General features: G+C 60.7%; 18 protein-coding genes. 12 read left to right on the top strand and 6 right to left on the bottom strand.

The genetic code is table 11. The annotated features are described in order from the left end of the window. The first annotated feature begins 63 nt into the window (after nucleotides 1-63). Nucleotides 64-1,680, top strand: a complete 1,617-nt coding sequence (gene nadB, locus AR306_RS07295) for an L-aspartate oxidase (RefSeq protein ID WP_101496900.1) — start codon at nucleotides 64-66, stop codon at nucleotides 1,678-1,680. On the opposite strand, the gene AR306_RS07300 is transcribed toward nadB, so the two are convergent. Both AR306_RS07300 and AR306_RS07305 read right to left on the bottom strand, forming a co-directional pair. Further along, nucleotides 1,607-2,086 (bottom strand): protein YgfX, encoded by a 480-nt coding sequence (locus AR306_RS07300; protein WP_101496901.1) that lies wholly within the window; start codon nucleotides 2,084-2,086, stop codon nucleotides 1,607-1,609. The genes nadB and AR306_RS07300 overlap by 74 nt on opposite strands. A gap of 2 nt (nucleotides 2,087-2,088) precedes the next feature. Continuing rightward, nucleotides 2,089-2,352, bottom strand: a complete 264-nt coding sequence (locus tag AR306_RS07305) for an FAD assembly factor SdhE (RefSeq protein WP_101496902.1) — start codon at nucleotides 2,350-2,352, stop codon at nucleotides 2,089-2,091. Between the two features lie 117 nt (nucleotides 2,353-2,469). Here AR306_RS07305 and ygfZ point away from each other — a divergent pair, with 117 nt between their 5' ends. From ygfZ to ubiT, 5 genes are all read left to right on the top strand, one after another. Continuing rightward, nucleotides 2,470-3,408, top strand: coding sequence for a CAF17-like 4Fe-4S cluster assembly/insertion protein YgfZ (gene ygfZ, locus AR306_RS07310; RefSeq protein WP_101496903.1), 939 nt, complete (start codon nucleotides 2,470-2,472; stop codon nucleotides 3,406-3,408). 123 nt (nucleotides 3,409-3,531) lie between these two features. Continuing rightward, complete coding sequence (locus AR306_RS07315; protein ID WP_101496904.1) at nucleotides 3,532-4,374, top strand: HDOD domain-containing protein; 843 nt, start codon at nucleotides 3,532-3,534, stop codon at nucleotides 4,372-4,374. 258 nt (nucleotides 4,375-4,632) lie between these two features. Beyond that, nucleotides 4,633-5,628, top strand: a complete 996-nt coding sequence (gene ubiU, locus AR306_RS07320) for a ubiquinone anaerobic biosynthesis protein UbiU (protein ID WP_101496905.1) — start codon at nucleotides 4,633-4,635, stop codon at nucleotides 5,626-5,628. A 14-nt stretch (nucleotides 5,629-5,642) separates the two neighbouring features. Beyond that, a complete protein-coding gene (locus tag AR306_RS07325) occupies nucleotides 5,643-6,533 on the top strand; it encodes a U32 family peptidase (RefSeq protein WP_101496906.1) in 891 nt (296 codons plus the stop codon). Further along, nucleotides 6,527-7,051, top strand: coding sequence for a ubiquinone anaerobic biosynthesis accessory factor UbiT (ubiT, locus tag AR306_RS07330; RefSeq protein ID WP_101496907.1), 525 nt, complete (start codon nucleotides 6,527-6,529; stop codon nucleotides 7,049-7,051). Before AR306_RS07325 ends, ubiT begins: the two co-directional genes overlap by 7 nt. A 30-nt stretch (nucleotides 7,052-7,081) precedes the next feature. On the opposite strand, the gene AR306_RS07335 is transcribed toward ubiT, so the two are convergent. The 3 genes from AR306_RS07335 to AR306_RS07345 form a co-directional block, all read right to left on the bottom strand. Continuing rightward, a complete protein-coding gene (locus AR306_RS07335) occupies nucleotides 7,082-8,299 on the bottom strand; it encodes an O-succinylhomoserine sulfhydrylase (RefSeq protein ID WP_101496908.1) in 1,218 nt (405 codons plus the stop codon). Between the two features lie 21 nt (nucleotides 8,300-8,320). Continuing rightward, a complete protein-coding gene (gene purF, locus AR306_RS07340; protein ID WP_101496909.1) occupies nucleotides 8,321-9,832 on the bottom strand; it encodes an amidophosphoribosyltransferase in 1,512 nt (503 codons plus the stop codon). 77 nt (nucleotides 9,833-9,909) lie between these two features. Next, nucleotides 9,910-10,404 (bottom strand): CvpA family protein, encoded by a 495-nt coding sequence (locus AR306_RS07345; protein ID WP_101496910.1) that lies wholly within the window; start codon nucleotides 10,402-10,404, stop codon nucleotides 9,910-9,912. Nucleotides 10,405-10,752: 348 nt separating this feature from the next. Here AR306_RS07345 and AR306_RS07350 point away from each other — a divergent pair, with 348 nt between their 5' ends. The 6 genes from AR306_RS07350 (at nucleotide 10,753) to AR306_RS07375 (ending at nucleotide 16,699) form a co-directional block, all read left to right on the top strand. Then, nucleotides 10,753-11,259, top strand: coding sequence for an ATP-dependent zinc protease family protein (locus AR306_RS07350; RefSeq protein ID WP_101496994.1), 507 nt, complete (start codon nucleotides 10,753-10,755; stop codon nucleotides 11,257-11,259). A gap of 6 nt (nucleotides 11,260-11,265) precedes the next feature. Then, nucleotides 11,266-12,795: an osmotic stress tolerance membrane protein RloB gene (rloB, locus tag AR306_RS07355; RefSeq protein WP_101496911.1), complete on the top strand. Its 1,530-nt coding sequence runs from the start codon at nucleotides 11,266-11,268 to the stop codon at nucleotides 12,793-12,795. Nucleotides 12,796-12,799: 4 nt separating this feature from the next. Next, entirely contained in the window at nucleotides 12,800-13,771 is a 972-nt protein-coding gene (locus AR306_RS07360) for an alpha-L-glutamate ligase-like protein (RefSeq protein WP_101496912.1), read from the top strand. A 3-nt stretch (nucleotides 13,772-13,774) separates the two neighbouring features. Beyond that, nucleotides 13,775-15,118 (top strand): anthranilate synthase component I family protein, encoded by a 1,344-nt coding sequence (locus AR306_RS07365; protein WP_101496913.1) that lies wholly within the window; start codon nucleotides 13,775-13,777, stop codon nucleotides 15,116-15,118. 109 nt (nucleotides 15,119-15,227) lie between these two features. Beyond that, nucleotides 15,228-15,800, top strand: coding sequence for a LemA family protein (locus AR306_RS07370; protein WP_101496914.1), 573 nt, complete (start codon nucleotides 15,228-15,230; stop codon nucleotides 15,798-15,800). 2 nt (nucleotides 15,801-15,802) lie between these two features. Then, on the top strand, nucleotides 15,803-16,699 hold the full coding sequence (locus AR306_RS07375; protein ID WP_101496915.1) for a GIDE domain-containing protein: 897 nt from the start codon (nucleotides 15,803-15,805) through the stop codon (nucleotides 16,697-16,699). Nucleotides 16,700-16,743: 44 nt separating this feature from the next. Here AR306_RS07375 and AR306_RS13620 read toward each other — a convergent pair whose 3' ends face one another. Further along, nucleotides 16,744-17,568 carry a hypothetical protein gene (locus AR306_RS13620; protein ID WP_133539593.1) on the bottom strand — a complete coding sequence of 275 codons (825 nt, stop codon included), beginning with the start codon at nucleotides 17,566-17,568 and terminating at the stop codon, nucleotides 16,744-16,746. Nucleotides 17,569-17,576 lie beyond the last annotated feature (8 nt).

Raw genomic sequence — 17,576 nt, forward strand, 5'->3', positions numbered from 1 at the left:
TATGCATCTTGTCGCGCATGCAGCGCTATACTAACACCGCATTTTCATGACGGACGTCACAACATGAGTCATTCTTACAGACACGACGTACTGATTATCGGCAGCGGCGCTGCCGGCCTCAGCGCCGCCCTCAAACTGCCCGGCAATCTGAACATCGCCGTGCTCAGCAAGGGCAAGCTCAATTACGGTTCCACCTACTTTGCCCAGGGCGGCGTTGCTGCCGTACTGGACGAAACCGACAGCATCGAGGCCCACGTCAGGGATACCCTGAACGCCGGCGGTGGCCTGTGTCGCGAAGATGCGGTGGAGTTTACCGTAGCCAACAGCCGCGCCGCCATCAACTGGCTGCTCGAGCTGGGCGTGCCCTTTACCCGCAATACGCCGGAGCAGGAACTGGAGCAGCATTACGCCTACCACCTGACCCGCGAAGGCGGCCATAGTCACCGGCGCATCATCCACGCCGCCGATGCCACCGGATCCGCGATTTTTGACACGCTGCTGCGCCACTGCCGCTTGCGCAGCAACATACAGCTGCTTGAGGACCAGCTGGCGGTCGACCTGATTGTCCAGCCGGCCAGCGACCACTCTGCCAGACGCTGCGTCGGTGCCTACGTGCTGAACAGCCACACAGGCGAGGTCGACACCCATGCCGCCCGCTTTGTCATCCTGGCCACCGGTGGCGCGGCCAAGGTGTACCTGTACACCAGCAACCCGGACGGCGCCTGTGGTGACGGCATCGCCATGGCCTGGCGGGCCGGCTGTCGGGTTGCCAATCTGGAGTTCAACCAGTTTCACCCGACCTGCCTGTATCATCCGCAAGCGAAAAGCTTCCTGATCACTGAAGCATTGCGCGGTGAAGGTGCCGTACTCAAGTTGCCCAGCGGCGAGCGCTTCATGGAACGCTACGATGAACGCCTCGAACTGGCCCCGCGCGATATCGTCGCCCGCGCCATCGACCACGAAATGAAGCGTCTGGGCCTTGATCATGTCTATCTGGACATCAGCCACAAGCCGGCCAGCTTCATCCGCGAACATTTCCCCACGGTTTACCGCCGCTGCCTCAAGTTCGGCCTGGACATTGCCCGCGAGCCGATCCCGGTGGTACCTGCCGCCCACTACACCTGTGGCGGCGTGATGACCGACCAGCACGGCCGGACCGATCTCGCCGGCCTGTACGCGATTGGCGAAACCAGCTATACCGGCCTGCATGGCGCCAACCGCATGGCCAGCAACTCGTTACTGGAGTGTTTTGTCTACGCCCAGTCCGCTGCCGAACACATCGACAGCTGCCAGGCCAGTATCGGCGAGCCCGAGCTGCCACCGGCGTGGGACGCCAGCCAGGTGACCGATTCGGACGAAGACGTGGTAATTTCACACAACTGGGACGAATTGCGCCGCTTCATGTGGAACTATGTCGGTATCGTGCGTACCGACAAGCGACTACAACGGGCACTGCACAGGGTATTGCTGCTACACAAGGAAATTGACGAGTTCTACAGCAACTACCGGGTCACTCCGGATCTACTTGAACTGCGCAACCTGGCGTTAGTTGCCGAACTGATGATCCGTTGCGCCATGCAGCGCAAGGAAAGTCGCGGCCTGCACTTTACGCTTGATTACCCCGGACAGCTTCCGGTGGCACAGGAGACCGTTCTGCTGCCCCCTCACATACAGGGATGAAACGCAGCCATAGCCGTAAACGTCTGTGGCTGTCGGCGGGCAGTACATCCGCCGGCAGCACCAGGCTACGCACCCTGCGCTGCCCCGCATAACGAAAACGCACAATCACCAGCTGCCGGATGACCAGACTGCCGGCCAGTATCTGCACCGACCGCCAGCCACTATCGCTGCGCCACAGCTCCCAGCCGGCGGTTTTGCAGTAGCGCAGGCCGGTGCGACAAACCGGACCGCGCCGGTAGCTGTCACGGGCCAGACACAGCAGCGTCCAGGCCGCGCAAAAAAACATCAGACCCGCTTTTGCCTGTACCGGCAAACCACTGCCAGCCAGCGCCAGCACAGCCAGTACGGCCAGTGCCGCCTGCACAGTCACCAGCAGCCGCGACGGCAACCAGAAGCAGGCCGGCATGATCAGCCCCGCCGACGGTTGCGGCTGTGTTCCAGCACCAGTCCGATGATCTTTTGCAGGTCTTCATCATCAGGCTGGTTGCGACGCATGAACCAGCCAAACATGTCCTGGTCCTCACAGCTCAGCAGCTTTTCATAACGCGCCTGATCATCTGCAGCAAGACCGGCATAGGCCTCCCGCACAAAAGGCACCAACAATTCATCCAGTTCCAGCATGCCACGGCGGCTGTGCCAGAACAGACGGTTCAGTTCAGTTTCTGTTGTCATTGAAAATCTCCGGTTAACCGAGCGCAAGTATAAGCCAGCCACTGCGGTTTGGCACCCACTGACAAGCCGGAGCGAAAGCACTATCATATCGGCCTGTCATTCCAGAGAGGCAACACCATGAGTCAGTCGCCGGGTTTTATCGTTCTAGATCATCAGGGCATGCTTTCGGTACGCGGTGTCGATGCTGCCAAATTCCTGCAAGGCCAGCTCACCTGCAACCTCAACTATGTCAGCCATGATCAAAGTACCCTGGGGGCCCGCTGCAACCCCAAAGGCCGCATGCAATCCAGTTTCCGCCTGGTGCTGCAGGGCGACGGTTTCCTGCTTTCGATGGCCCGCTCACTGGTGGAAAAACAGCTGGTGGAAATCAGGAAGTTCGCCATGTTCTCCAAGTCGGTGCTGAAAGATGAAAGCACCAGCTGGGTGCAACTGGGCCTGATCGGCGCAGACAGTATCCTGCCGGAACTGGGCATCGAGCTGCCAGCCACCCCTGGTGCCGTGGTCCAGCACAACCAGATGCTGGCCATCCGCGTCAGCCCGTCCCTGGCCGAACTGTGGCTGCCGGCAACGGATGCGCCCTGCACCATTCGCCAACTGGCTGCCGGCATCGAACAAAAGGACCGCAATGCATGGCAGCTCGAACTGATCCGTTGCGGCCTGGGTCACGTTACGGAAGATTCGTACGAAAGTTATATTCCACAAATGTTAAACTTGCCGGCTCTTGATGCCGTGAGCTTCAAGAAGGGTTGCTACAGCGGCCAGGAAATCGTTGCCCGCATGCAGTATCTGGGCAAGCAGAAGCGCCACATGCTGCGTTTTACCTCTCCCGGAGACGAGCTTCCGGCAGCCGGGACAGCCCTGCTGCTGGCCGATGGCGGCAAGGCCGGCGAGGTTGTCAGTGCGGCACGCAGCACCGAAGGCATCGAGTTGCTGGCCGTGGTTCAGACAGATGCCGCACAGGAGCAGCAGCTGACCCTTGATACCGCCAGCCGCCCCCCCCTGACCCTGGCCAGCCTGCCATACGAGATTGATGTCGAGCGCGAGATCCAGCGCTAACGGCCGTCCGGCTGGCTGATCAATTCAGGTCCGGACAAGCGCGACGACCCTGCAGAATCCACATACTGGTGCCAAACCCGGCCTTGTTTTCACACCAGTACCCCCATTTTTTTTGGAGTTGCCATGAGTGCACTGATTGAAACCGTCAAGTCCGAGTTGCTGGATGCCATCAATAACGACGAGCTGATCCTCCCCACGCTGCCTGAAGTGGCCCTGCGTGTACGTGAAACAGCCGAAGATCCGGACGCCACCATCGGCACACTGGGCAAGGTCATCAGCAATGACGCAGCACTGACCGCACGCATCATCAAGGTTGTCAACAGCCCCCTGCTGCGCAGCACCAGCGAAATCACCGACCTCAACATGGCCGTCAACCGGCTCGGCATGAACTACACCGCCAACCTCGCCATGGGACTGGCCATGGAACAGATGTTCCAGGCCACCTCCGACGTGATCGATCGCCGCCTGCGCGAAGTCTGGGCCCGCAGCACCGAGGTGGCAGGCATCAGTCACGTCCTGTGCCGCCAGTTCACCCGGCTGATGCCGGACCAGGCCACCCTGGCCGGGCTGGTACACCAGATCGGCATCCTGCCGATCCTCACCTACGCCGAAGAAAACAGCCAGCTGCTCAACGACTCCTTCACCCTGGAAAAAGTCATCGAACAGCTGCACCCCCAGCTTGGACAGCGCATCCTGCAAGCCTGGGATTTTCCGCAGGCCCTGAGCAGCGTGCCCGCCGAACACCTGGATTTTGATCGACAAACAGCACAGACCGATTACACCGATATCGTGCAGGTCGCCCTGCTGCAAAGTCATGCCGGCAGCGAGCACCCGCTGGGACAGATTGACTGGGCCGGTGTGGACGCCTTCCGCAAGCTGGGGCTTGAGGTCATTGACCAGGACCTTGATGCCGACGAGGACCTGAGCGCCTCCATGGAAGCAGCCACCCGCATGCTGCAGGCCTGACCGCCTGCCGGGATGCGGGTCCGGCCTGCATCCCCTGGTCCGGCATTGACTTCCGTCAAGGCCATCCGTCGGCAAAGTACCTAAATTAACTGGCTGTAGCCAGAGCGCCCTCAAGTTGCACCCAGCCTGGACAAATTGGCCGTTTGCCGATTTGTAACCAGTCTTTCACCCGCCTGGCCCACCCTTTCGAGGCGGGCATTGTTTACCACCGCAAACCTTGCCAGCAGCCTTCCCACCTTCTGTTTTCCGGGAGTCTTCATGGAACTGGTTTGCCCAGCTGGCAGCCTGCCAGCACTGAAAGCCGCCGTGCGCCAAGGCGCCGACGCAATTTACGTCGGTTTCAAGGATGACACCAATGCCCGCCACTTTGCCGGCCTCAACCTGACCGACAAGCAACTGGCCGAAGGCGTTGACCTGATTCGCAAAAACAACAAAAAAATCTACATTGCCGTCAACACCTATGCCCAGCCCGACGGCTGGGAGCGCTGGCAGCGTGCCGTCGACCAGGCTGCCGCAATGGGTGTCAACGCCATGATCGCCGCCGACCCGGCGGTACTGGCCTACGCCAGCAAAAACCATCCCGACCTCAACCTGCACCTGTCGGTACAGGGCTCCGCTACCAACGGTCCGGCCCTGTCTTTCTACCAGCAGCGCTACAACATCAAGCGCGCCGTACTGCCACGCGTGCTGTCGCTGGCCCAGGTCAAACAGGTAGCTGAAAGCACCACCGTTCCCATTGAAGTCTTCGCCTTTGGCAGCCTGTGCATCATGGCCGAGGGGCGCTGCCATCTGTCGTCCTACATGACCGGCGAATCACCCAACCTGTGTGGCGTCTGTTCGCCGGCCAAGGCGGTACGCTGGAGCAACGAGGACGGCAAGCTCAGCTCCCGCCTCAACGAAGTGCTCATCGACCGCTACGAGGAAGGTGAAGCCGCCGGTTACCCGACCCTGTGCAAGGGCCGTTTCATCGTCAACGGCAAGAAATTCCATGCCCTGGAAGAACCCACCAGCCTGGACACCATGGACCTGATCCCCGAGCTGGACAGGATTGGCGTCAAGGCGGTGAAAATTGAAGGCCGCCAGCGCAGCCCAGCCTACAGCGAACAGGTCACCCGCGCCTGGCGCGAGGCACTCGACAGCTACCGGCACAATCCCGGCGGCTTCAGGGTCGAAAACAGCTGGCGCCAAACCCTGGCCGGCCTGTCCGAAGGCAGCCAGACCACCCTCGGTGCCTATCACCGCGCCTGGCAATAGGAGTTGATCGAACAATGAAACTTTCCCTGGGCCCCATCCTTTTTTTCTGGCCCCGTGACCAGGTCACCCGCTTCTATGCCGACATGGCCGAACAACCGCTGGACATCATCTACATGGGTGAAACCGTCTGTTCCAAACGCCGCGAGTTCAACCTCGACGGCTGGATCGGACTGGCCCGTGAACTGCAACAGGCCACCAGGGCGCAGATCGTGCTGTCCGGCCTGACCCTGATCGAAGCCAACTCCGAGGTTTCCAGCCTCAAGCGCCTGTGCGACAACGGCGACTTCATGGTGGAGGCCAACGACATGGCAGCGGTGCAGTTCCTGTCCGAACGCAAGCTGCAATTTGCTGGCGGCCCGGCGCTGAACATCTATAGCGGTCATGCGCTGGCCGAATTCATCGACAGCGGGCTGATCCGCTGGGCGCCTCCGGTCGAATGTTCCGGCAACATGATCAACAATACCCTGCAACAGCTGGATGCCATGAGCATCCCGCGCCCGGAAGTCGAAGTATTCGCCTACGGTCACTTGCCGCTGGCCTATTCGGCCCGCTGCTTTACCGCTCGCGCAGAAAACCGGCCCAAGGACGAGTGCGAATTCTGCTGCATCAATTATGAGGAAGGCATTCCGCTGGCCAGCCAGGAAGGACAACCGCTGTTCACCATCAACGGCATCCAGACCATGTCGGCCGAAATCAACAACCTGCTGGCCGACTATCCGTCACTGGCCAGGCAGGGTGCCGATATTGCCCGCCTCAGCCCGCGGGCCAAAGGCATGACAGAGGTGATCCGGGCATGGGACCTTGTCCGTCAGGGTGGCCAACCACCACTGGCGGTACAGGGCTGCAATGGCTACTGGCATGGCCGCCCCGGAATGGTAACCGCCGAGGAGGCCGGACTATGCTGAAGAAAACCATCCCTTTCCTGCTCTCGGCCGGTGATCGCGTATTGCCGCTGACCCGCCATACACCTTATTTTGCCCAGCGACTGGCAATGCAGCGCGGTCTCAACAAGGTATTTGCCGAAGCACTGGAAGACGGCCTGTTCGACATACTGGACGACCGCTGGGTACAGCTGCGCATTCATGATCTGGGCCTGCAGTGGTGCATTACCAAAAGCCCGCGCAGCAACCAGCTGCTGGTTGCCCGGCAGGCACCCGTAGAGGTCACGATTGCCGGTAACTGGCGTGAGTTCCTGTTGCTGGCCAGCCGTCAGGAAGATCCTGACACCCTGTTCTTCCGCCGCCGCCTGCAAATCGACGGCGATACCGAGCTGGGCCTGGCGGTCAAGAACCTGATTGACAGCCTCGACCCTGAAAGCCTGCCCAAATGGCTCTGGCATGCAGTAGAGGCCTTTGGCCAGAGCGCAGCCGCACAGCAGCAGGCACAAATCCTGTCGGGCGAGCCACGTGCTACTGCCGGCTAAAAAAGATAACGCGACGGACGCAGCAGGCTGCTAGCCTGCTGCGTTTAGTCCACGCTGCAGGTCGGCCCGGATGTCTTCCAGCTCCTCCAGACCCACCGCAATACGTAGCAGACCGTCGCCAATTCCCATGCCGGCACGCTCTTCGGGTTTGAGGCGGCCATGGGTGGTACTGGCAGGATGGGTGATGGTGGTTTTGGCATCGCCCAGGTTGGCAGTGATGGAAATCATCCGGGTCGCGTCGATGAAACGCCATGCTGCTTCCTGCCCGCCACGGATGTCAAAGCTCACCACCGCACCGAAGCCGCCCGGCTGCTGCCGGCAGGCCAGCGTGTGCTGCGGATGGCTGTCCAGCCCGGCGTAATAGACTTTTTCCACCTGCGGCTGCTGCTCGAGCCACAGTGCCAGCGCCATGCTGCTTGCGCAATGCGCACGCATGCGCAAACGCAAGGTCTCCAGCCCCTTGAGGAACACCCAAGCATTGAACGGGCTCATGCTCGGCCCCGCCGTGCGCAGGAAACCGACCACTTCGGTCATCAGCTCCTTGCTGCCGGCCACCGCACCACCCAGGCAGCGGCCCTGGCCGTCGATGTATTTGGTCGCCGAATGGATCACCACGTCAGCTCCCAGCTTCAGCGGTTGCTGCAATGCCGGAGTACAGAAACAGTTGTCCACCACCAGCAACGCACCGGCCTCATGGGCAATCGCCGCCAACGCACCGATATCTGCCAGCTCGGCCAACGGATTGGAAGGAGACTCCAGATACAGCAGCCTGGTATTGGACTGGCAAGCAGCTTTCCATGCCTGCGGGTCATCAATGGCAACATAGGTGACTTCGATGCCAAAGCGTTTGAAGTACTTGTCAAACAGGCTGACCGTAGCCCCGAAGATGCTGCGTGATACCAGCACATGGTCGCCTGCGCTGCAGAAGCTCATCACCGTGGCCATGATGGCCGACATGCCGGATGCCGTGGCCACTGCTTTCTCCGCCCCTTCCAGCGCCGCCAGACGCTCTTCAAAGGTGCGCACGGTCGGGTTGGTGTAGCGCGAGTAGACGTTGCCCGGCTCGCTGCCGGCAAAACAGGCCGCCGCATGCGCGGCATCCCTGAACACATAGCTGGATGTGGTGAAAATCGCTTCACCATGCTCGCCTTCCGGGCTGCGCCGGTAGCCGGCACGTACGGCCAGCGTATCAAAATCAGCGCCACTCAGGTCACTGTCAAGTTGCCCGGGATGCCAGTCTGTAATCATGTCCTGCTGCCTTATATCCGGTTAGTTGTCGCTGTTGTACAGCTCGATGATCGCATTGGCCTGCGGCTTGTCTTCAAAGTCCAGCTCGGCCTGCAAGGTTTCAATCTGGTTCAGGTAGTTTTCATCGATATCGCCCGTCACGTACTGGCCATCAAACACCGAACAGTCGAACCGGTCGATTTTCACTTTGCCACCCTCAGTGGAGGCAATCAGGTCGTCCAGGTCCTGGAACAGCAGCCAGTCCGCCCCGATCAGTTCGCCAACTTCCTCTGCGGTGCGGTTGTGGGCAATCAGGTCCTGCACGCTGGGCATGTCGATGCCATAAACGTTGCGATAGCGTACTTCCGGAGCTGCCGAGCAGAAATAGACCTTGTTGGCACCGGCATTGCGGGCCATCTGGATGATTTCCTGACAGGTGGTGCCGCGCACGATCGAGTCATCGACCAGCATCACGTTCTTGCCGCGGAACTCAAGCTCGATGGCGTTGAGTTTCTGCCGCACCGATTTCTTGCGCAACGCCTGACCGGGCATGATGAAGGTTCGGCCGATATAGCGGTTCTTGATGAAGCCTTCGCGATACTTGACCCCCAGCCGGTGGGCCAGCTCCAGCGCGGAAGTGCGGCTGGTGTCCGGTATCGGGATGATCACGTCGATGTCATGGTCGGGCCGTTCGCGCAGGATCTTGTCGGCCAGTTTCTCGCCCATTTTCATCCGCGCCTTGTACACCGAGATACCGTCAATGATCGAGTCCGGACGGGCCAGGTAGACATGCTCGAAAATACAGGGAGTCAGCTGGGGGTTGCGTGCACACTGACGGGTATGCAGCTGACCATCTTCGGTGATATAGACCGCCTCGCCCGGAGCAACGTCACGGATCAGGCTAAAGCCCAGGGCATCAAGCGCCACGCTTTCGGACGCGATCATGTATTCGGTACCCTGCTCCGTTTCACGGCTGCCAAAGACAATCGGCCGGATGCCATGCGGATCACGGAAACCGACCACGCCATGCCCGGTGATCATCGACACCACGGCATAGGCACCACGGCAACGCTCGTGCACCCGGCCAACGGCATTGAAGATGTCATCCGGGGTCGGCTGCAGTGCTCCGCCCTGCCCCAGCTCGTGAGCAAAGACATTGAGCAGAACCTCGGCATCGGAGTTGGTGTTGATGTGGCGCAGGTCGGCCTCGAAAATCTCCTTGGCCAGCTGGCGCACATTGGTCAGGTTGCCGTTTTGTGCCAGGGTGATGCCGTACGGCGAGTTGACGTAGAACGGCTGTGCCTCGGCGGTACTGGCACTGCCCTCGACCGGGTAGCGCACATGGCCAATGCCGATATGACCGAGCAGCTCCTTCATGTGACGGGTGCGGAACACATCCCGGACCAGCCCGTCCGCCTTGCGTAAAAATAGCCGTCCCTGTTTGCTGGTAACCATCCCGGCAGCGTCCTGCCCGCGATGCTGTAATACGGTCAATGCATCGTACAACGACTGATTGACCTCTGATTTACCCACAATTGCGACTATACCGCACATGAATGACAACCCCTGCCTTGCAGATTTAACTTTGCGCACCGCGCCTTTACTGTCATGACCGGACGGCCATGACAGGTCTACCGGTTACCCGCGTTCTGGCCCAGTTCCAGCACCAGATTTTTCGACCAGTCAGCAACCAGCAGAAAATGCGGGACCAATACGGAATCACGCCACCAGGCGTCATGAATCACGGGAGAAAGGCTCAGCACGCCGACTGCCACCACAACCAGCAGAACACCGCGTGCCGCGCCAAAAAACATGCCTAAAAAACGGTCGGTGCCGCTCAGCCCGGTCGCCCGGACCAGCTGCGCAAGCAAGAAATTGATCAGGCCACCGGCTATCAGGGTGGCAATAAACAGCAGCGCGCAAGCGCTGATGACACGCAAGGAGGGCGTCTCGATATAAGGCGTCAGATAGCCGGACAGGTCACCACCAAACAGCCAGGCCATCACTCCGGCCACCACCCAGGTGACCAGTGAAAGCGCTTCCTTGATGAAACCGCGTGTCAGGCTAATCAGGGCAGAAATCCCGATCAGCGCCAGGATGACGGCATCAAGCCAGTTGAACGTCACAGTCAGCTTCCGGTGTGTAAAAACGGAATTCTAACAGAGCATCCCGGCCCTGATAACCCTTTTCTTTTTCTGGCCGCAATGCCCGCTGCACAGCGCATGCCCGAAAAGACGACTGCAGGCCGTCTGCCCTCCCCCCGGACCGGAAACCTCTGGAGCGCGCAGCGAAAAGCAGCCGGCTCCCACTTAAAAACCCCTGTTTTTCCATGTACACTGCGCATGCCGCACGCCAAGGCCCTGATTCTTCCAGCTGCCGGTCGGCATTCGCAATACCCGGATCAACCCAAGGAATTCCATACAGTGCCCCAGAGTTTTTTACGTATTCTGTTTCCCCTGTTCGGTGGATTGTTCATGATCAGCCTTGCCAGTGCAGAACCCTACGGCGACAAGCAGATTTTCGGCCTGCACGAACAGGTTTACCTGCCCGAGCTGGGTGTCAGCCTCGCAGCCAAACTGGACACCGGTGCAACCACCTCGTCCCTGAGCGCCCGCAACATCAAACGCTTCAAGCGTGATGGCGAATCCTGGGTGCGTTTCCAGCTAGCCTGGGACAAGGCCCCCGAGCAGGTATACGAACTGCCGCTGACCCGCATATCCCGGATCAAGAGGCGCGCCGATGACGTTGATCCCGAAGAAGAAAAAACCTACAGCGCCCGTCCCGTGATCAGCCTCACACTGCACATCGGCGAGCGGCAACAACCGATTGAAGTGAACCTTACCGACCGCAGTGCGTTCAAATACCCTTTCCTGCTGGGCGCTCACGGCCTCAAGGCGCTGGGTGCCGTGGTCGACCCGGCCATCAGCATGACCGCCGGCAAGCCCGGCTTGTCGCCCACCGCCACTCCCCTGTCCGAGTAAATACAGATGCGCTCACTTACCCTGCACCTTAAAATCCTGATTGCCGCACTGGTCAGCCTGGGCGTGCTGATGACGGTCTACCAGATCTTCGTGCTCAACATCCCGGTTACCGAACACGAAACCGACAACCTGTGGAATATCGATGCCAAGATCGAATTCCAGGCCAGCGGCAATGCCCCGGTCAAGCTGCAAATGTACGTTCCGCCGCTGGGTGACAATTACACCAGCCTGAACGAGAGCTTCATCTCGAAAAACTATGGCGTCAGTGTCAACCGGCAAAACGAAAACCGCCAGATCACCTGGTCGGCCCGCCGCAACGCAGGCAAGCAGACCCTGTATTACCGCATGGTGCTGACCACCCGCTTCGGTGCCGACCAAGCCAAACCTAGCGGCCCGGTATTCCGTGAGAGCCTGCCGGTCGAAGGCATGGAGAAAATCGCTGCCGAGGCCCTGCTGGCCCCCATCCGCCAGCACTCGGCCGACATCGAAACATTCATCAGCGAAACCATCAAACGCGTCAACAACAAGGATGACGACAACAGCAAACTGCTGCTGGGCGGCAACAACAGCCCGGAACGCAAGGCCGACGTGATCGACCTGGTCCTGTCCATCGCCAAGGTTCCCATGCAGCGCGTGCACACCCTGCGCCTCGACATCGGTGCCAACCAGGAGCCGGAACTCTGGATCCGCAGTTTCAATGGCAAGAAATGGCTGTACTTCAACCCGCAAACCGGCCAGCAGGGCCTGCCTGCCGACCGCCTGATCTGGTGGCTGGGCGACGAACCCCTGTTCAACCTGGAAGGTGGCAGCCGTCCGCAGGTGACCTTCACCATCAACAGCAGCGAGATCAACGCCATCCGCCTGGCCCAGCTGACCGGCAGCGCCAGCAGCGCCACCAGCTTCCTCGATTACTCGCTGTACGGCCTGCCGCTGAGCACCCAGCAAACCTATCAGGTGATGATCATGATCCCGATCGGTGTGCTGGTAATCCTGATCCTGCGCAACCTGGGCGGCCTGCAGACCCTCGGCACCTTCACGCCGGTACTGATCGCGCTGGCCTTCCGCGAGACCCAGCTGGGCTTCGGCATCCTGCTGTTCAGCCTGATCACCGCGCTGGGCCTGTCGTTGCGTTCCTACCTTGAGCACCTCAAGCTGCAAATGCTGCCACGCCTGTCGGTGGTACTGACCTTCGTGGTGGTATTGATCGCCGTGATCAGCCTGTTCAGCCACAAGCTGGGGCTGGAGCGCGGCCTGTCCATCTCGCTGTTCCCGATGGTAATCCTGACCATGACCATCGAGCGCCTGTCGATCACCTGGGAGGAACGTGGCGGCAATACCGCCTTCAAGGTGGCGGTCGGCACATTGTTTGCTGCCACGCTGGCGCACTACCTGATGAGCATCCAGGAGCTGAACTACTTCGTGTTCACCTTCCCCGGCGTACTGCTGGTAATGGTCGGCTTCATGCTGGCAATGGGCCGCTACCGTGGCTATCGCCTGACCGAACTGTTCCGCTTCAAAGCATTCCTGAAGGACTAAGCCCATGTTCGGCCTGATCAAGACCTGGCGCGAGCTGGAAGCCAAAGGCATCATGGGCATCAACCGCCGCAATGCCGACTATGTACTCAAGTACAACAAGCGCAGCCTGTATCCGGTGGTGGATGACAAGATCCTCACCAAAGAGCGGGCGCTGGCCAACGGCATCAATGTGCCGGAAATGTATGGCATCATCGAGTCGGAACGCGACATCAGCAAGCTGCACAAGATCCTCGACGGGCGCAACGACTTTGTCATCAAGCCCGCCCAGGGTGCCGGCGGCGACGGCATCATCGTGATTGCCGACCGCTTTGAAGGCCGCTACAAGACCGTCTCCGGCAAGATCATCAGCCATGACGAAATCGAGTATCAGGTCTCCAACATCCTGACCGGGCTGTATTCGCTGGGCGGCGGCCGTGACCGCGCCCTGATCGAGTACCGCGTTTCGCCCGACCCGATCTTCAAGAGCATCAGCTACGAAGGCGTGCCCGACATCCGCATCATCGTGCTGATGGGTTATCCGGTGATGGCCATGCTGCGCCTGCCCACCCGCCAGTCCGGCGGCAAGGCCAACCTGCACCAGGGCGCCATTGGTGTCGGCGTCGATCTGGCCACCGGCATCACCCTGCAGGGCACCTGGCTCAACAACAAGATCAGCAAACACCCCGACACCACCCAGCCGGTAGCCGGTGTACAGCTGCCCTACTGGCAGCAATTCATGGAACTGGCCGCCAGCTGCTACGAGCTCTGCGGCCTGGGCTACATTGGCGTCGACATGGTGCTAGACCAGGAAAAAGGCCCGCTGATCCTTGAGCTCAACGCCCGCCCTGGCCTGAACATCCAGATTGCCAACAACGCCGGCCTGACACCCCGTGCCCACGCCATTGAAAGCCACGTGGCCACGCTGGCAAAAGAGAACCACACGGAAACACCAGCCGAACGTGTCGCGCTGGCCCAGCAACTGTTTGCCGCGAAGTAACCGATGGAAGAACGACAACCCGGCTTTTACCCCCTTCCCTGGCAGGCTGACATCAGCCTGCGTTTCTCACACTTTCACCATGCCCCCGGTGCCATTCTGCTCGACAGCGGCCAACCTGCTCCGACAGGCCCGGCCCGCTTCGACATCGCCAGCGCCTGGCCACTGGCACAGATCAGCCCGGACGCGGCAGAAACCCCGGCAGCCTTTCTCGGCCGCGCCCGACAGCTGCTGCAACAGCTGCCTGTCGACGATTCCGGCCAGCATCGCCAGCTGCCCTTCACCGGCGGCCTGCTCGGCTATCTGGGCTACCACTTCGGCCAACCGGCCAGCCGTCACTCCCGCGTGCTGCCGGATGCGCAAGTCGGGCTGTACGACTGGGCGCTGATCAATGATCACCACCAGCAGCACAGCTGGCTGTACTGCCACAGCAGCATGACGCATGAGCGGCGGCAGTTTCTTCTGCACTTGCTACAGGCAGGACAACCTGCAAGGAACGACGACTTCCGCCTGCTGAATGTCTTCCAGCCCCTGATCAGCGCCGATGAATACAGGCAGGGTATCGAGCAGGTCCAGGCCGCCATCCGTGCCGGTACCTGCCTTCAGGTCAATTTCACCCAGCGTTTCGACAGCACTTGCACCGGCGATCCCTGGACGGCATACACAACCTTGCGCACGCAGTGTCCCACCCCCTACGCCGGTTTTGTCCGGCTCGGTCCCGGGGACGCAATCCTGAGCGCGTCCCCCGAACGCTTTCTCGGAATCCGTGACAGCCTGCTGGAAGCCCGCCCGATCAAGGGTACCCGCCGCCGCGGACGCACCCCGGAAGAAGACCGCGCACTGGCTGACGAGCTGCTGGCCAGCGCCAAGGACCGGGCGGAAAACCTGATGATCGTCGAGCTGCAGCAAGCCGAGCTGGCACCGCTGTGTGACGACATCCGGGTACCGCAGCTGGCAGCACTGGAAAGCTACCCGAACGTGCACCACCTGGTCAGTTGTGTGCAGGGCCGGCTCAAGCCCGGCAAGGATGCACTGGATGTACTGGAGCAGTGTTTTCCCGGTGCGTCCATCAGCGGTACCCCGAAAGAGCCGGTGCTGCAGCTGATTGACCGGCTGGAAGCCTCTTCACGGGAAATCTACTGCGGCAGCCTGTTCTATCTCGACAACCGGGGCCGCTTTGACAGCTCGGTGTGCATCCGCACCCTGCTGGCACTTAATGGCGACATTCACTGCTGGGGCGGCGGCGGCATCACCCTCGCCTCGGAGTGGCAAGCCGAACACCAGGAATCAATCGACAAGGTCAGCGTGCTGATGCAGGCGCTACAAGCGATGTCCAGCCCGGTCCGGTAACAGCGGCCCGGGCGGGTAACAGTCACTGGCGGAACTTGGTTCTGCCCCCGATCCCTGTATACTCAGATCCTTTAGCATTGTTATACGCATATATTTCAAGGAGCGCTCCATGAGCCTGATACTTGTTGCCATCCTGGTCATCGCCGCCCTGTTCATTGTTTGGGGCGTAGGTCTGTACAACGCCCTGGTGCGCCTGAAACATGGTGTAGGCAAGGCGTGGGCGAATATCGACGTATTGCTCAAGCAGCGTCACGAAGAGCTGCCAAAACTGGTCGATACCTGCAAGCAATACATGCAGTACGAACAGGGCGTGCTAGAGTCGGTGATCGGCGCGCGCAACGCCGTGCACCAGGCCAAGGAAGCACATGATCTGGGTGCTCTGGGCCAGGCTGAAACCGGCCTGCGCAGCGGTCTGGGCAAGCTGTTTGCCCTGGCGGAAAACTATCCCGAGCTGAAGGCCAATGAAAACTTCCAGTTCTTGCAGCAACGCATCGCCAGCCTGGAAAGCGCCATTGCCGACCGCCGCGAGCTGTACAACGAAGCCGTCAACCTGAACAACGTGCGCATCGAACAGTTCCCCGACGTGCTGATTGCACGCTGGTTCGGTTTTGCTGCCGCCGAGCTGCTGCGCTTCAGCGAGGCCGAAACCGCCGACGTCAACATCCGCAACCTGTTTGGCTAGCCATGGACTGGCTGGGCCTGACCGTCACCCTGGGCATTACCGGTGGCCTGTGCGTGGGCGGCGGCTGGTGGTTTGTCCACTGCCAGCGCCAGGCGCGCTTCCTGCTCGACACGCCCACATCCAAAATCCGTTCGGCAGCGCAGGGCTATGTCGAGCTGTACGGCTTTCTGGTTGACAGCGAAACCCCGCTGAGTGGCCCGCTCAGCGGCCTGCCCTGCCTCTGGTGGAGTTACCGGATCGAGGAGTACCAGCGCCGGAGCAACAATAACAACAGCAGCTGGCGAACGCTGGAGCAAAAATCCAGCGCTGCCATGCTCAAGCTCGATGACAGTACCGGCCAGTGCCTGATAGACCCGAGCGGGGCGAAAATCATTCCGGTCAGCCGCCAGGTCTGGCATGGCGACCGGCGTCATCCCCTGGCCGGTCAGCCGCAACACTGGTTCAGCGCCGCCCTGCTCGGCCGCCGTCGCTACCGTTATACCGAAGAACGCCTTCACGCCGGCGAACCCCTATATGCCATCGGCCACTTCTATTCAAAGGGGGGCGGCCACCAGACGCTGAATGCGGAAGCCATGCAGTCGGCCATCATTCGTCAATGGAAACAGGATTTTCCGGCCCTGCTGCAGCGCTTCGACCGCAACCGGGATGGCCAGTTTGATGCCGGCGAATGGCAGCAGGTTCGCCAGGCCGCGCTGCAGCAGGCCCAACAGCAAAAACGGCAGCAAGCCACCGCCCCTGCCGGACACTTCATGCGCAAACCGGATGAAAACCTGCCGTTCATCCTCTCCAGCCATGGCGAAGACCAGCTGGCACGCAAGCTGCGCTGGAAAAGCCTGGGCGGAGCATTGCTCTGCATTGCCGGTGCGCTGGCCAGCGCTCATGTTCTTAACGGGCTATGAGCAGGACGCACCCGGACAAATGCCGAGAGGCTCCCGCCAGCTGCCTAAGGCTGTACGACATCAAGGCGCTGCTGTAAACGATCCAGGGCACGGGTCATCTGCAGCCTGAAAGCCGACATCTCCTCACTCAGCTCCTGACGTCCCTGACGTTCCGCCTCCACCTGCTGCGCCAGCCTGAGCAGTGATTGCTGCAGCTGGCCATGGCGCTCCGGCAGATCGGCCAGCGTGGCAAGCAGCACTTCTTTTTCGGCAAGCTGGCCGCTAATCACTTCCAGCTGCTGGCGATCCAGGCTCGACTGTTCCTGCAATTCATGCACTGATGCCTGCAGTCCGCCCAAAGCAGCCGACAACTCCTGTTGCAGGAGCGCCACATCCTTGCCCTGTTGCACCACCTCTGTCTGCAGGCGCTGCTGCGCGGCATCCAGAGCCAGGGCCACCTGCTCAACCCCCTGCGACTGTTCATCCAGCTGCTGTGCCAGCCCCGGCAATTGCTGTTGCAGCCCGCCCTGCACCGCCTGCAGAGCCTGCACTTGATCCGTCAGCACAGCCAGCTGCCCAACCTGCTGGCTGACCTCGCCAAGCAACTCCGACATGCCCAGCACCCGTCCCTGCAGGCGGCCAAGGCCGGCTGTGCGTTCGTCCAGTTGCTGCAGGTGCTGCAGCGAGTCCTCGCCCAGCCCGGCAAAACTTTCCTGGGTGGCTACCAGCTGACCCTGCAATTCCTGCAGCTGATGCCGCTGCAGCATGTACTGGCCGGCCAGCGCCAGCATCAGTACGGCAATGGCCAGCCACACACCGGTTTGCCGTCGTCCGCCCGCTGTGCCACGCCGGCCAGGGTTTTCGGGTTCCGCCCTCAAAGGATATTCCACACCAGCCA

The organism is Thiopseudomonas denitrificans (genome assembly GCF_002866065.1).
GTDB lineage: Bacteria > Pseudomonadota > Gammaproteobacteria > Pseudomonadales > Pseudomonadaceae > Thiopseudomonas > Thiopseudomonas denitrificans.

Coding starts and splice junctions, on each gene's coding strand:
- AR306_RS07300 (WP_101496901.1), bottom strand. CDS start 2,086: ATGCCGGCCTGCTTCTGGTTGCCGTCGCGGCTGCTGGTGACTGTGCAG.
- AR306_RS07365 (WP_101496913.1), top strand. CDS start 13,775: ATGGAAGAACGACAACCCGGCTTTTACCCCCTTCCCTGGCAGGCTGAC.
- AR306_RS07375 (WP_101496915.1), top strand. CDS start 15,803: ATGGACTGGCTGGGCCTGACCGTCACCCTGGGCATTACCGGTGGCCTG.
- AR306_RS07335 (WP_101496908.1), bottom strand. CDS start 8,299: ATGATTACAGACTGGCATCCCGGGCAACTTGACAGTGACCTGAGTGGC.
- AR306_RS07370 (WP_101496914.1), top strand. CDS start 15,228: ATGAGCCTGATACTTGTTGCCATCCTGGTCATCGCCGCCCTGTTCATT.
- ubiT (WP_101496907.1), top strand. CDS start 6,527: ATGCTGAAGAAAACCATCCCTTTCCTGCTCTCGGCCGGTGATCGCGTA.
- AR306_RS07315 (WP_101496904.1), top strand. CDS start 3,532: ATGAGTGCACTGATTGAAACCGTCAAGTCCGAGTTGCTGGATGCCATC.
- AR306_RS07360 (WP_101496912.1), top strand. CDS start 12,800: ATGTTCGGCCTGATCAAGACCTGGCGCGAGCTGGAAGCCAAAGGCATC.
- purF (WP_101496909.1), bottom strand. CDS start 9,832: ATGTGCGGTATAGTCGCAATTGTGGGTAAATCAGAGGTCAATCAGTCG.
- rloB (WP_101496911.1), top strand. CDS start 11,266: ATGCGCTCACTTACCCTGCACCTTAAAATCCTGATTGCCGCACTGGTC.
- ygfZ (WP_101496903.1), top strand. CDS start 2,470: ATGAGTCAGTCGCCGGGTTTTATCGTTCTAGATCATCAGGGCATGCTT.
- AR306_RS07305 (WP_101496902.1), bottom strand. CDS start 2,352: ATGACAACAGAAACTGAACTGAACCGTCTGTTCTGGCACAGCCGCCGT.
- AR306_RS07325 (WP_101496906.1), top strand. CDS start 5,643: ATGAAACTTTCCCTGGGCCCCATCCTTTTTTTCTGGCCCCGTGACCAG.
- ubiU (WP_101496905.1), top strand. CDS start 4,633: ATGGAACTGGTTTGCCCAGCTGGCAGCCTGCCAGCACTGAAAGCCGCC.
- nadB (WP_101496900.1), top strand. CDS start 64: ATGAGTCATTCTTACAGACACGACGTACTGATTATCGGCAGCGGCGCT.
- AR306_RS07350 (WP_101496994.1), top strand. CDS start 10,753: ATGATCAGCCTTGCCAGTGCAGAACCCTACGGCGACAAGCAGATTTTC.